Origin of the sequence: Brevibacillus sp. DP1.3A (assembly GCF_013284245.2) — a bacterium.
Taxonomy (GTDB): Bacteria; Bacillota; Bacilli; order Brevibacillales; family Brevibacillaceae; genus Brevibacillus.
Map to the genome: position 1 here is coordinate 2,276,098 of NZ_CP085876.1, position 13,101 is coordinate 2,289,198.

The window sequence follows — 13,101 nt, forward strand, 5'->3', positions numbered from 1 at the left end:
AATATCCCAAAGCATGGACGGAAAGGATGGCGGGGAGCATGGCAATTTGGGGAAGCTTGTTTAATTTGATCTTGGTCATGATCCTCGTACTCCTGAACGGGTTCTTTGTTGCGACCGAATTCGCGATCGTAAAAGTAAGGGAATCGCGCATTGCGCAGCTCGCAGCGGAAGGAAACAAGCGCGCTGTTGACGTCGAGAGGGTCTTGCGCAATTTGGATGCCTATCTCTCCGCGTGCCAACTCGGGATTACGCTGGCTTCATTAGGACTCGGTTGGCTGGGTGAGCCTGCCGTCGCGCATCTTCTACATCCAGTTTTTCGTTATTTCCAATTAAATGAAACGGTTGTTTCCAGTATTTCCTTTATTATCGCTTTTTCGCTGATTACGTTTTTGCATATCGTGCTGGGGGAGCTGGCACCTAAGACACTGGCTATTCAATACTCCGAAAAGGTGGTACTTGCAGTAGCCAAGCCGATCCAACTCTTTTACAAAATCATGTATCCCTTTATTCAGATGCTGAACTGGGCTGCGAGCCGTTTTCTTGCGCTTTTTCATATATCCTTGGAGCCGCATCAGGAAGCACATACAGAAGAAGAGATTCGCATTCTTGTCAATGAAAGTCATAAAAGCGGCTTGATTGATCAAACCGAACTGATGCTGGTTGACAATATTTTTGATTTCTCGGAGACGATGGCAAGAGAAATCATGGTTCCGCGTACGGATATGGTTGTCTTGAACCTGCGCGATCCCTTTGACGAAAACGTCAAGCATGTCCAAAACGGACGGTTTACCCGCTATCCAGTAGTAGATGGTGACAAGGATCATGTAGTAGGTAGCTTGCACATCAAGGATATGCTGACAGGGCTATTAGAAGGAGAGAGCCATGACCTTCAGACCTTCATGCGTCCTATTTTGACTGTACCGGAGACAATCTCGATCAGCCGGTTGTTGACCATGCTGCAAAAACAACGAGGACAAATGGCAATTATCATAGACGAGTATGGGGGCACTGCCGGGCTGGTGACCCTTGAAGATATAATGGAAGAAATTGTTGGTGACATTCAGGATGAGTTCGACGACGAGCGTCCAGAGGTGGAGCGCAGTGACGGGATGCTGTCATTGGATGGGCGTATGCTACTGGAAGAAGTGGGCGATTATCTGGACATCGAATTGGAGTCAAGCGATGTAGATACACTAGCAGGCTGGATTTACATGCAAATCGACCATCCGCCACGCGTGGGGGATCGAGTAAAAGAGGGGAAGTACGAATTTGTCGTGGGAGAAGTCGACCATTACAGAATTACCAGGGTATATGTAAATAAAATCGGCAAAGCAGAGGAAGAAATCAGTTCCACGTAAGTGAGGAAAGGGGGCTTCTCAATGCGTAATATAATTGCTATAATGGGACACAAGTTGCATAGATGGCAATGAGCCTAATTGCTTAGGGTGATTAGAGCAGCAGAGAGTAGAGACTAGAGGAGGAAGTACAGATGAGACGAGCAGTCAGTATGGTACTGACCGCATTGCTGGCGTTTTCTTTGGCAGCATGTGGCAACGAAACAGGTGGGAAAACAGAAACAGCAGCAACGACAGGCCAAGGGCAAACAGTGAAGCTGGGGCTGACGCAATTCGTGGAGCACCCTGCACTGGATGCGATTCATAAAGGAATTTTGGATGGTCTGAAGGATGCTGGCTACGAAGAGGGCAAGAACTTGGAGGTAGACTCCCAGAACGCCCATGGTGACATGAACAATACGGTCTCGATCGCACAGAAGTATGCCGGAGATAAAAAGGATCTTGTCGTAGCGATTGCGACGCCATCCGCTCAGGCTGCAGCCAAAGCGATTGCTGACAAACCTGTTGTTTTCAGTTCCGTAACAGACCCGATCTCGGCTCAACTGGTTGGCAGTCTGGAGAAGCCAGACAAAAATGTGACCGGGACGTCCGATAAAGTATCGATGGAACAACAATTGAAGCTGGTGAAAGCCTTCCTGCCTGAGCTGAAAAAGCTGGGCGTGATCTATACAACCTCCGAAATTAATTCAGAGGTACAGGTCAAGGAATTGGAAGAAGCAGCGCAAAAAGAAGGCGTAGAAATCATCAAAGCAGGCATTTCGCAGCTATCCGAAGTGCAGCTGGCAGCTCAAGGGCTTGCTAGTAAAGCAGATGCCATTATTATCCCAATTGACAACACCGTCGTATCTTCGTTTGAAGCGGTACTCGGAGCAGCAGAGGGAAACAAAATCCCTGTATTTGCTTCTGACACCGATACAGTAAAACGTGGAGCGGTTGCTACGTATGGGATTGATTACTACCAAATCGGTAAACAAACAGGCGATATGGCTGCCCGTATTTTAAAAGGGCAAAGTGTTGCTGATACTCCTGTAGAGATTTCGAAACAAGCTGATTTGTATATCAATGAAACAGCTGCTGCAAAGTTTGGGCTCACTATTTCTGAGGCACTCAAACAACAGGCGAAAGAAATCATCAAGTAAAAAGAGAGCGTCATGCTCTCTTTTTATTCTTTTAAAACCGTTTTATCCATGTTAAAATTGTAGAAAAAAATTCACGAGGGGGAATTCACTAAATGTTCAAACAAAAGAAGAGTATTAAAATTTTTCAGAGTTTTTTATTTCCTTTATTGCTTTTGTCTGTTACCGCTTGTGGACAGCAAAGCGCTACCCCTGCAAACAATTCTACACCCGCTCCTGCAACCACGACGGCACCTGCTCCGTCTACTGAAACCAAGCAGCTGACAATTGGAATTGCCCAATTCGTTGAACACCCTGCTTTGGATGCAGCAAGAGAGGGCTTTATCAGCCAATTGGCTAAAAACGGCTACGAAAAAGACAAGCAAGTAAAAATCGATGTGCAATCCGCTCAGGCGAGCATGGATACAGCCATTCAGATTGCCCAAAAATTCGAGGCTGACAAAGTAGATTTGGTGTTGGCCATTGCGACTCCAACGGCACAGGCTGCCGCACAAACCAGTAAAGAAATTCCGATCCTGTTTACTGCGGTTACTGATCCGGTAGAAGCTGGTCTGGTTGCAGCGATGGACAAGCCAGGAGCGAACGTAACTGGTACATCGGATATGAACCCTGTCGAAGAGCAATTGAAGCTGATCAAAGAAATGAAAGCTGATGCGAAATCTGTTGGAATCATTTATAGCTCAGGTGAAGTCAACTCCAAAGTACAAGTAGATGCGGCAAAAGCTGTAGCCAGCAAGCTTGGTTTAGAAATCAAAGAAGCGGCCATTACGAGCGCGACAGAAGTGAAGCAAGCAGCTGAGTCCATGGTAGGCAAAGTAGATGCTTTCTATGTACCGACTGACAACATGGTCGTATCTTCGATTGCTGCTGTTATCAGTGTAGCGGAAGCACAAAAAATTCCGGTCATCGCTGGTGAAGAAAACTCTGTGAAGAGCGGAGCGATTGCCACTTATGGGATCGACTACACGAAGCTGGGCGAGCAAACAGCTGATATGGCAGCAAAAATCCTGAAGGGTGAAGCAAAGCCAGCTGATATGGCTGTTGAAGTGCAAGCAGACATGAAGCTCGTATTGAATAAGAAAGCAGCGGAAAAAATGGGTGTGACGATTCCGCAAGCCATGCTCGACCGTGCTGGACAAGTGATCGAGTAATAAATGCAGTAATTGGAGGATTTCTTCTATGAATCAACTGGCAGTAATGGGAGCCATTGAGCAAGGTTTACTATTTGGTATTTTGGCTCTCGGTGTATATCTGACCTTCCGAGTCCTAAACGTTCCTGACTTGACTGTAGATGGTAGTTTTGCCTTGGGAGGCGCAATCGCAGCCAAGTTCATTATCGATGGAACTAATCCGTTTTTGGCTACCCTGCTGGCTTTCATCGTAGGTGGTTTGGCAGGAGCTTTTACAGGCGTCTTGCATACCAAAGGAAAGATTAACGCACTTTTGGCGGGGATCTTGACGATGATTGCCTTGTACTCGATCAATTTGCGTGTCATGGGGAAAGCGAATCTGCCTCTTTTGAGGGAGGATACCCTGTTCACTTATGTGAAGGATATGGGCATTCCGAACCTGTCCGTAGGTGGAGTTACTTTGCTGTCTGGTGTAGCAATCGTCTTTATCGTAGGGGTTATGGTGTTGAAGCTCATCATTGACTGGTTCCTGCATACGGATATGGGTCTGGATTTGCGTGCGACAGGTGACAACTCGAAGATGATCCGCAGCTTTGGGGTAAACACGGATTCGACAACGATCATCGGTTTGGCTCTCTCCAATGGCTTGGTAGCTTTAGCTGGTGCGTGGGTAGCCCAATACCAAGGCTTTGCGGATGTAGGAATGGGGATCGGGATGATCGTCATCGGTCTCGCTTCCGTTATTGTCGGGGAAGTTTTGTTTGGTAGCTCTTCGATTTTCAGAGTGACGCTTGCTGTCATTCTCGGCTCGATTGTGTACCGCTTAGTCATTGCCCTGGCTCTGGATGCTGGGCTCAATCCTTCTGATATGAAGCTGATTACTGCCCTGATTGTTATCATTGCCCTGACTGTTCCAACTGTGGCAAAAGGCATTTGGAAAAAGCAAGCGGGACGGACGGCAAGGGGAGGAAGCAGCGATGCTTAAAATTACAAACGTCAACAAAGTATTCAACGCAGGAACTGTGAATGAAAAGATCGCGCTTCGAAACGTCAATCTGAACGTAAAGAAAGGAGAGTTCATCACCGTTATCGGTAGTAATGGTGCCGGTAAATCGACGATGATGAACATGATCTCCGGTGGACTGACGCCAGATAACGGAAGCATTACAATTGACGGCAAAGATGTCACGCGTTTAGCGGAGCACCAACGCGCAGGTCTGATCGGCCGTGTGTTTCAGGACCCAATGGCAGGTACAGCGCCGAACATGACGATTGAGGAAAATCTGGCAATCGCTTTGGGACGGGGAAAACGTCGTACACTTGGATTTGGGGTGAATAACCATAAGCGAGAGTTGTTCCGCGAGCAGCTCAAGCAGCTGGATCAAGGGCTGGAGAACCGTTTGAAGACCAAAGTTGGTTTTCTCTCAGGAGGACAGCGTCAAGCGCTTAGCCTGTTGATGGCTACCTTCACGGAGCCGAAGATTTTGCTCCTCGATGAGCATACAGCAGCGCTTGACCCAAAACGGGCGCAGCTGATTGTAGATTTAACCGAAAAAATCGTGGAGCGCTATAAACTGACGACAATCATGGTCACGCATAATATGGAACAAGCGTTGAACATGGGTAATCGTCTGTTGATGCTCCACGATGGGGGAATCATCCTCGACATTCCGGATGAGAAAAAACGGACGATGAAACCGCAGGATCTGCTTCGAGCATTCGAAACAGCCCGCGGTGGAGAAAGCTTCAGTGAAGATCGCTTCTTGTTAACCTAATCGGATCGAATCAGCCTTCCTGTTCAAGCGGGGAGGCTTTTTCGTTGTTGGAAAGATACACGTACATGAATCCGGCACCGATTAAGAGGATGCCTGCAACGATCGTGAAAAGCATCGCGCCGCCATAATGCAGCAAGACAAGGCTTCCCAAGTACGGTCCGCACATGCGGGAAATATCCCAGTGTGTTCCTGTGATCGCGAAGTACCGTCCGCGCATCGTGACAGGTGATATCCGTGTGACGAAGGCCATCAACTGAGTCAGACCAATACTCTCTCCGAGGACGAGCAACACTTGCAAAGCGAGAAGGACAGGCACGTTGTCAATGAAGGCATAGCCCAAGGATACGATGAGAAAACAAATATACGAGCTGCTAATCAACAGGCGAGCCGACAAGTGCTGGGTCCATTTGACGAGCAAATACTCGAACAGGAGCAACAGTACCCCTTTTACCGCAATGAGCAAGGCGAGTGTCTGCAAATAGTCTGGTAGCGTGTATTTCAGATGAAGCTGGAGGTTCGTTTCGGTTTGCGCGTAAAACAGACTGATCGGCAAAGACAGCATCATAATGGCAAGGGCTGGTCGATAAACATGCCAGGAGCCGCGTGAACGTACGTTTGCTGCTTCTTCGACAGGAGCCTCTGGCAGTGGTGTTTGAGGGATTTTCCACCAGACGGCAAGAGAATAGATCAATAGCGAGATCGCAGTAAACAAAAATGCCATAGCGGGATCGTACTTATAAATGACGACGCCGACTAAAGGGCCCAATGCGGCCCCGATACTGCTAGAAGTATTGAGAAGGGCAAAAGCACCGGCCATTTGTGCGGAGGAAATCGTATCAGCTAGATGCGCGCGGCTGGCAGGGATAAACAGGGATCGGCCAGCACCGTTGATGATGTACAGGATCGCAAAGCCCAGCATAGAGTCTGCCCAAGCCATTCCCAACATGGCGAAGCCTTGCAGAAACAAGGCGAGTAGCATGATCGTTTTTCGTCGATAGCGGTCCGTGATGCCACCAGCAAATAGCGTCAGCAAAATCTCGGAGAAGGGTTGCAAACCAATAACGAGCATGGTCATAGTGACAGAGCCGCCGATGTTCTCGCTCAAGTACAATACGAGAAACGGGGCGATCATGGCGCTGGATAAAGAGGTAAGCGTTTCGCCGAACAGACGGACCCAGAGGAGTGTCGGATACGCAGCAAAGAATCGACTGAGTGCATGAGGGATGTGTGACATAAGAAAGTCCTTTCTCCGGCTTTTCCGGTTAGTTGGTGTTTTTAGAATTGTAAGGTGGCAAAGACCGGAGAAAAAGCGTACGATTAGGCGAATAGCTTTTTCATGTTTTATGAGGAAATTGGTGGTGGCAAGATGCAACTCGTTGAACAATACATGCGCTTATGTGCGGGTCGGCCTAATGAAACGATAGGGCATCCGCTTGACATATCGTTAGCTGAAGTTGCTTCGCTTTTATTTTGTACATTGCGGAATGCGACCTTGACCTTGAAAAAAATGCAAAGCCGGGGATGGGTAGTCTGGCAGCCGGGGAGAGGGCGAGGAAATCGATCTGTAATGACATGCTTGCTAGTGCCCGAAGACCTGATCATGAGCGTAGCCAAGGAACTCGTGCAAAAAGGGGAGATTCGTGCTGCACGGGATATGATCGACGAATATGGGGTAAATGTGCCGGTTTTAGGTGAAAAATTTTCACGATGGATGAATAGTCAGTTTGGACATCGTGTGAAGCGGGAAAAGGGAAGTAAGGGCAGAGGCGATACCTTGCGATTGTTTTACAGTCGACCATTCGCAGTGCTTGATCCGATTCATATTCTCCTGCGCTCCGAGTCACATATGGTCAAGCAGCTATTTGATTCTCTCGTCCAGTTTGATACAGTCACGAAACGGATTGAACCCGCTATCGCTTTTTATTGGGAGGCTAGTGAAGAAGGAAAGCAGTGGACTTTTTATTTGCGGAAAGGTGTCTTATTCCATCATGGCCGTCCACTTGTGGCCGATGATGTGCGCTTTTCCTTGCTTCGATTGATGGAGCATTCCTATAAACATCGCTGGCTAGCTGCTTCAATCGAATCGATTACCGTCAAAGATGACTACGTATTGATGATCTCTTTGCATATGCCGGATGAATTGTTTCTACAGGCACTGAGCAAGGAATATTTGGCGATTGTCCCCTGTGATTATGTTTTGGAGATGGGGGAGCAATTTACGCAAATGCCAGTAGGAACGGGGCCGTTTCGAGTAGTCCGTAACGATGATTCCATGCTCGTACTTGAAGCGTTCACGCCTTATTTTGGGGGGAGGCCGTTCTTGGACCGAATCGAAATCTGGTGCGTACCTGGAATGGCAGCAGAAGCACAGGTAGATGAGAGCTTGTTATCCGTAATGGCTATGGATGATCATCGTGATATGAGCTTTCTGGCGTGGAGTGACGTTGACAGATTGGAAGAATGTTTTCAATACGTGAGCTTGAATGGAGCAAAAAATGGCCCGCTGTCACATAGCGAGTTTCGGAGTCTCATGGTGGCTATCATTTGTGGACAAGCCTTGAGACAAGAGCTACAGGGAACGAGAGAGCATGCAGTCATCTGGGGTGGAACTGATTCGTTCCAAGAAAAACGAGAGGTGCCGGATTCACAGGAGTTGGTTCGTATTTTCAAAGAGAGCGGATATCTGGGAGAGGCACTGTTGCTCTATACGTATCCAGATTCCGATCATATAGAAGATGCCCAGTGGATTCAGAAAACGTGCAAGGAATACGGAATTGCCATTGAGATCAGGTATGCATCCCCGGAGGAGCTTGCCTTGCCTTCGTTATTACAAGAGGCAGATTTGGTTGTAGATAGTGCCAATGTAGATGAAAGGGCGGAGCTGTCGTTACGAGAATTTCTATACGCTGGTGCGTTGAGTATTTCTCATCATTTAGATCCGCATGGAAAGGAAGAGATCGCGTATTGGATGAACCGCATGTCGTGCGTCCAAACAGCACAAGACCGACAAGCTTGCGTGGACAGTATCATGCATACACTTGCGGCTTACAGTACGTTTGTCCCACTGTATTCGAATCGGGTAGAAATGCTTGCACATCCGCGGTTATCTGGTGTAAGTCTGGATGCCTATGGCTGGATTGATTTCAGACGCATTTTTGTTAGGGAATAGCATAAATTTGTCACATAATTATGTGAAACCGCTTTCGTTTTTCATCGTATTATCATATGTAGTTATATATTATGCTCATAAAGTTTTTTGAGGAGGAACTATGCCGGTGTATACCAAAATCGAAAAGGACAAACACATTTTGTTTGCGTCCATTCGCTTGATGATCTGCGTCGGGCACGCCGATGGTTATATAGGAAATAAAGAAATGGATCGTATTCATGAAATCGTGAATTCGGAGCATTTTACATTGAAAGAACGACAAATTTTAATGGATGACATGGATTATCCGAAGCGTCCGGAGGTCATCGTGGAAGATCTGGTAGCCATGACGCAGGCCGAAAAGCTCGTTATGATGCGCAAGCTCTACCACATGGCATTGATCGATCGGAAGCTATCACCGTCGGAGACAAAAGAGATTGCCCGTATCGCATGCCTGATCGGAATCTCGGAGGAAAAGCAGCGACAAGTAGAAGAGTGGATTCGCGAAGGGATTGTCTGGCGCGAACGCTGGAAAGATATCGTAGGCGAATAGCCGGGGCCCCAATATGATTGGGGTCCTTTCGTTTTAGGTGGAAGCGTGGCGCAGCCTCGTTATCTACAGTACAATAAGAAAAATAACGTCTCAGCGAGTGGCAACGCTATGGATGAAGGAGGAGACCCTATTTTGCGGATCTTGGTTACGAATGATGATGGCATCGATGCTCTTGGTATCAAGCGGTTGGTAGAAGCTTTGCTCACTTTGGAGGAAGCGGAAGTCTATATAGTGGCACCGGTTGAAGAGAAAAGCGGGGTCGGACATGGAATCACTTATCGCAGTGCACTCGCGCCTGAACAGCGTGATTTTTACGGAATGCCGGTAAAAGCGTGGGCGGTCAATGGCAACCCGGCAGACTGTGTAAAAGCTGCTTACCATCTCCTGTTTGAACATGGGAAAAAGCCGGATATCGTATTCTCGGGGATTAACGTCGGGACGAATCTCGGACGTGATATTTATTACTCCGGTACGTGCAGCGGTGCCAGGGAGGCGGTAATCTTGGGTGTTCCCGGTGTTGCCCTTTCCTATGATAACTGGTTCGATCAAGACAACTACGGCGACGTAGTGGAGATGATTCGTCCGATTGTAAAAGAATTCAGCGATCGTGCGGTCAAAGGAGAACTGGTTTCAGAGGTATTCTGGAATATTAATATCCCGCATGTACCGCTGGCTGAGGTGAAAGGAATGGTTCCCGCCACCTTGTCCATGAACCACTATGAAGACAAATATAGCGAAGAAGCAGAAGGCTATTATTTGGCACGCGAGTACCCTCAAGTCATGCCACTGGCAGAGCCGCTGGACTATGATTTGCTCAAGCATGGCTATATTGCGATTACCCCTGTCCACATTGACGCGACAGATCGGACTCTCTTAAAACAAATGGACAATTGGGCATTGCTAAAAGCTTGGGGAAAACAGGAGGATTAACGCATGAATGAGGAATTTTTCCCTCCGCTAACCCCCGATGACACCCTGTGTTCTCCAGATGAGTCAACACAGGGAGAGGTTCTTGATCCCGTGGTTTATCACGATTTGTACAAGCTGGCAGAAGAAGAGGGGCTTCCTTACTTTGTCCGTCTAAGTGGAACGGGCGAAGTGGAGCTATATTTGGTATTCGAATCGGTGGATGCTTTCAGTGAGCAGACGAGAGATGCCGTTTCTCTCGAGTTCAAGACGTATCAAAATAAACTGCTCGCGGTCATTTGGACACTGTCGGACCCGCTGAATCCACTTGGTTTTCCCTTGACGTTTGACATAGCGCGTGCTGATGAGCGAAGCATGGCCTTGAAAATGATCGAGCAGCCGTATACCTTTTTGCACTACTTGGCTTACGCAGATCGAGAGCTTACCCACATCTATTCCGAATCCATCTCTTTTTCCCCAGCGGAAGTGGCTCGTACGCATGTGATGATTCAGGCGCTCTATGAGGGAACACCCGATACACTTCCAGAAGAAGTGCAGGTGCGTGAGGAAGAGACCGAAAGCATCTCAGCGATGAGCTTGCCTGCATCTGTTTTTACAGAATCGGGGATGTCCTTCGTATTGCGTTACAAGCACATGAGAGATGTCCATGGTGAAGAAGGAGCCCAGCACTTATTGATGAGTACTGTGCAGCAAGCAGTGTGGGTTATACGCAGGCACGCCCGCAGCGAGGTCCGGGATACGTCCTTTACCATATGGGCTGCGGAAGCGGACGATTACGCGATGATCGTGTTGACGCCAAGTCTCTCGCATTTATTCGAGGTCGTTCATATGTCAGAGGATGAAGCGAATCCGTTCTCGCGCTTTTTGATGACCTTGCCGGAGTACGTGCAGACGCAGGACGCTTCTCCCTTGCAGTTGGGTGCCTATCCACTATTGCGTTATGAGAGCGGTCGCCTCTATCATTTGGAGCTGAATGAAGATGTACAGAACCATCTCGCGCAGGTGTTTGCGAAAGCGTTTCCAGGAATGTCTATCCCTTACCTGTAATTGTTGAGAGATTGTGAAAAAAGACGCACCCCGGAATCTTTTGGTGTTCGATGAAATATGGGTAAATAAGTCATTTTTCAACAAAGGATATGACAAGCGGGAGTTCGAATTAGGTAAGATAGACAATTCATTGGGGAGAGGTGACGACGATGTACGCTGTTGAACCCAATTTGTTCCAGGCTGTTTCTGAATGCGCCCACCGTTTTCAAGGGGAGATTGAGCAACTGGCACAACGTCATGCGCTTACGATCGAAGGAGGGCTTCCTGCCTTGGAGCTGCAGGTACATCCGCAGTTTCAGGCTTTACTCGAGTACAATCTGTGGGGAGAAGCCGGTTTAGTTGTTATCCATGGGAAATTACATAAGCGCGATCACGTTTGGACAGATTCGTTTTCTGTCATGATGAAGTTTTCCTTGACGCATGATCCGAGTATCGATATCGAAGGAAAGAAGCAGCGCATTGAAGAGTATTTATACGGGGAAGCAGAGTACTTCTGGAATATCCCTCCCGCTGGTCATGTCGGTCATAGTGAGCTGACCTTGCGTTTTACCTACCAGCCTGGATTGAACCTTCTTGCGGAATATGTCAGGAGTGTTTTGGGAATCGTAACCGGAAAGATGATGGCTGCCTAACGCGGCATGAAAGATAAATGGCTCTCCGTCACAGGAGGGCTATTTTTTTCGAAGGAGGACAGAAATGCGCTTATTCATAGCACTGGATATTCCAGCTGAGGCTGCTGCTTATATTGCCGATGTTCAAAAACGGTTGAAGCAAGATGTGGCTGCGGACAGGTGGCAGTCTCTCGCTAACTTGCATTTGACTCTGCATTTTCTTGGAGAAGTGGATGAGTCACTCGTACCCGCTATCTGTGAGGATATGGATATCGTCAGCGCGATCATCCAGCCATTTACCCTGCGTGTTGGTAGCTTTGGAGTTTTTCCGAATGCCCTACATCCACGTGTGCTCTGGCTGGGACTGCGCGGCCAACTTTCTCCTCTCAAGCAGCTGCATTTGTTGTTGGGCAGACGATTCGAATTGCACGAAGGCTTGTCCTACGATCGGAAACAGTATCGGCCGCATATTACGCTGGCGCGCGGTCCGCATCGCAACGGAGATGAGTTGGCCCTCCTAGACTGGAATGAACGTTATTTAGCGCAGGAGCCGCCACAATGGAAGGCACGGCATTTCCATTTGTATCGTTCCGAGCTGTTGCCAGAGGGCGCGGTACATACGATGATCCACACGAGCACGTTTGATAAAGATCACAGCAAAAAACAAGCGTTGCCTGAATAGACTAAGAAGAAAGGATCAGGGAAGCCTTCCAGAAAGCGGTGGAAAGCGGATGGGTGAGTTCACGACCGGCATTCTTTATCCACGCAAATACGAACCGAAAGTACTGATTGCCTTATCCAAGACAGAGCAGCCACACTTCCACAGAAACGTCAACAGCGACTGGAATGCATTTTTCCTGCAGGATGAGTGGCTGGAAACCTCCACGACGCTTGATTTTTTGCTGAGACTGTCCAAGCAATTCGTACCCCTCCTCTGGTTTCATGACGCTGAGGACAACGGCTGGGGCTTTCGCTTGTTCGATGCAGGCTTCGAGGTTGCGTCAGCGACAATCAGCTACTCGCTCGATGTAGAAATGGCGGAAGCCGAGTTTGGCAGGCTTTATCCAGAGATCGACCTGCAGGAAGGAATCGTAGACAGCGAGGACGTTCGGCAAAAGTATGAAGACATACTGGAGAGGGTAGTGCGTTCGGAGTTGTATCGGCGCGAGGTAGGTAAAGGAATCACACGTATCAAGCCACAGTCGTTTGGTCGGATCGTGGGTCCGAAGCAGATTCAGCAGTTACGTTCTCTTTTTGATTTGCAGTTGTTGACGAACGTCGATGACGACACAGGAGCTTCACTGTTGTACGACTCGGTTGACCTGTTCAAAGAAATTTTGGGAATCGAAGAAATGGTATGGGTGAATTATGCGTATTTAGCAAGCGGAGGAAGAGAGTAGCCCAGTGCATCATCGCACT

The 13,101-nt window shown here is 48.2% G+C and carries 13 protein-coding genes; 12 read left to right on the plus strand and 1 reads right to left on the minus strand.

Annotated elements, in window-relative coordinates:
* Nucleotides 1–38 precede the first annotated feature (38 nt).
* The 5 genes from HP399_RS10600 to HP399_RS10620 all read left to right on the plus strand — a co-directional run bounded on the left by HP399_RS10600 (nt 39) and on the right by HP399_RS10620 (nt 5,396).
* Nucleotides 39–1,358, plus strand: coding sequence for a hemolysin family protein (locus tag HP399_RS10600; RefSeq protein ID WP_173617062.1), 1,320 nt, complete (start codon nt 39–41; stop codon nt 1,356–1,358).
* Nucleotides 1,359–1,489: 131 nt separating this feature from the next.
* Nucleotides 1,490–2,494: an ABC transporter substrate-binding protein gene (locus tag HP399_RS10605; RefSeq protein ID WP_173617063.1), complete on the plus strand. Its 1,005-nt coding sequence runs from the start codon at nt 1,490–1,492 to the stop codon at nt 2,492–2,494.
* Nucleotides 2,495–2,586: 92 nt separating this feature from the next.
* The gene (locus HP399_RS10610; protein WP_173617064.1) at nt 2,587–3,642 is read left to right on the plus strand and encodes an ABC transporter substrate-binding protein; all 1,056 of its coding nucleotides are present in this window, start codon (nt 2,587–2,589) and stop codon (nt 3,640–3,642) included.
* A gap of 28 nt (nt 3,643–3,670) precedes the next feature.
* Nucleotides 3,671–4,606 (plus strand): ABC transporter permease, encoded by a 936-nt coding sequence (locus HP399_RS10615; RefSeq protein ID WP_173617065.1) that lies wholly within the window; start codon nt 3,671–3,673, stop codon nt 4,604–4,606.
* On the plus strand, nt 4,599–5,396 hold the full coding sequence (locus HP399_RS10620) for an ABC transporter ATP-binding protein (protein ID WP_173617066.1): 798 nt from the start codon (nt 4,599–4,601) through the stop codon (nt 5,394–5,396). The genes HP399_RS10615 and HP399_RS10620 overlap by 8 nt, the downstream gene beginning before the upstream one ends.
* Before the next feature lie 10 nt (nt 5,397–5,406).
* Here HP399_RS10620 and HP399_RS10625 read toward each other — a convergent pair whose 3' ends face one another.
* Entirely contained in the window at nt 5,407–6,630 is a 1,224-nt protein-coding gene (locus HP399_RS10625) for an MDR family MFS transporter (protein WP_173617067.1), read from the minus strand.
* 132 nt (nt 6,631–6,762) lie between these two features.
* Here HP399_RS10625 and HP399_RS10630 point away from each other — a divergent pair, with 132 nt between their 5' ends.
* The 7 genes from HP399_RS10630 to HP399_RS10660 all read left to right on the plus strand — a co-directional run bounded on the left by HP399_RS10630 (nt 6,763) and on the right by HP399_RS10660 (nt 13,082).
* Nucleotides 6,763–8,565: an SgrR family transcriptional regulator gene (locus tag HP399_RS10630; RefSeq protein WP_173617068.1), complete on the plus strand. Its 1,803-nt coding sequence runs from the start codon at nt 6,763–6,765 to the stop codon at nt 8,563–8,565.
* A 100-nt stretch (nt 8,566–8,665) separates the two neighbouring features.
* On the plus strand, nt 8,666–9,097 hold the full coding sequence (locus HP399_RS10635) for a tellurite resistance TerB family protein (protein WP_048033900.1): 432 nt from the start codon (nt 8,666–8,668) through the stop codon (nt 9,095–9,097).
* A 108-nt stretch (nt 9,098–9,205) separates the two neighbouring features.
* Entirely contained in the window at nt 9,206–10,027 is an 822-nt protein-coding gene (surE, locus tag HP399_RS10640) for a 5'/3'-nucleotidase SurE (protein ID WP_173617496.1), read from the plus strand.
* Between the two features lie 3 nt (nt 10,028–10,030).
* On the plus strand, nt 10,031–11,071 hold the full coding sequence (locus tag HP399_RS10645) for a hypothetical protein (RefSeq protein ID WP_173617069.1): 1,041 nt from the start codon (nt 10,031–10,033) through the stop codon (nt 11,069–11,071).
* Between the two features lie 149 nt (nt 11,072–11,220).
* Nucleotides 11,221–11,703, plus strand: a complete 483-nt coding sequence (locus tag HP399_RS10650) for a hypothetical protein (protein WP_173617070.1) — start codon at nt 11,221–11,223, stop codon at nt 11,701–11,703.
* A 64-nt stretch (nt 11,704–11,767) separates the two neighbouring features.
* Nucleotides 11,768–12,364: an RNA 2',3'-cyclic phosphodiesterase gene (thpR, locus tag HP399_RS10655; RefSeq protein ID WP_173617071.1), complete on the plus strand. Its 597-nt coding sequence runs from the start codon at nt 11,768–11,770 to the stop codon at nt 12,362–12,364.
* A gap of 49 nt (nt 12,365–12,413) precedes the next feature.
* A complete protein-coding gene (locus HP399_RS10660; protein ID WP_173617072.1) occupies nt 12,414–13,082 on the plus strand; it encodes a hypothetical protein in 669 nt (222 codons plus the stop codon).
* Nucleotides 13,083–13,101: the final 19 nt, after the last annotated feature.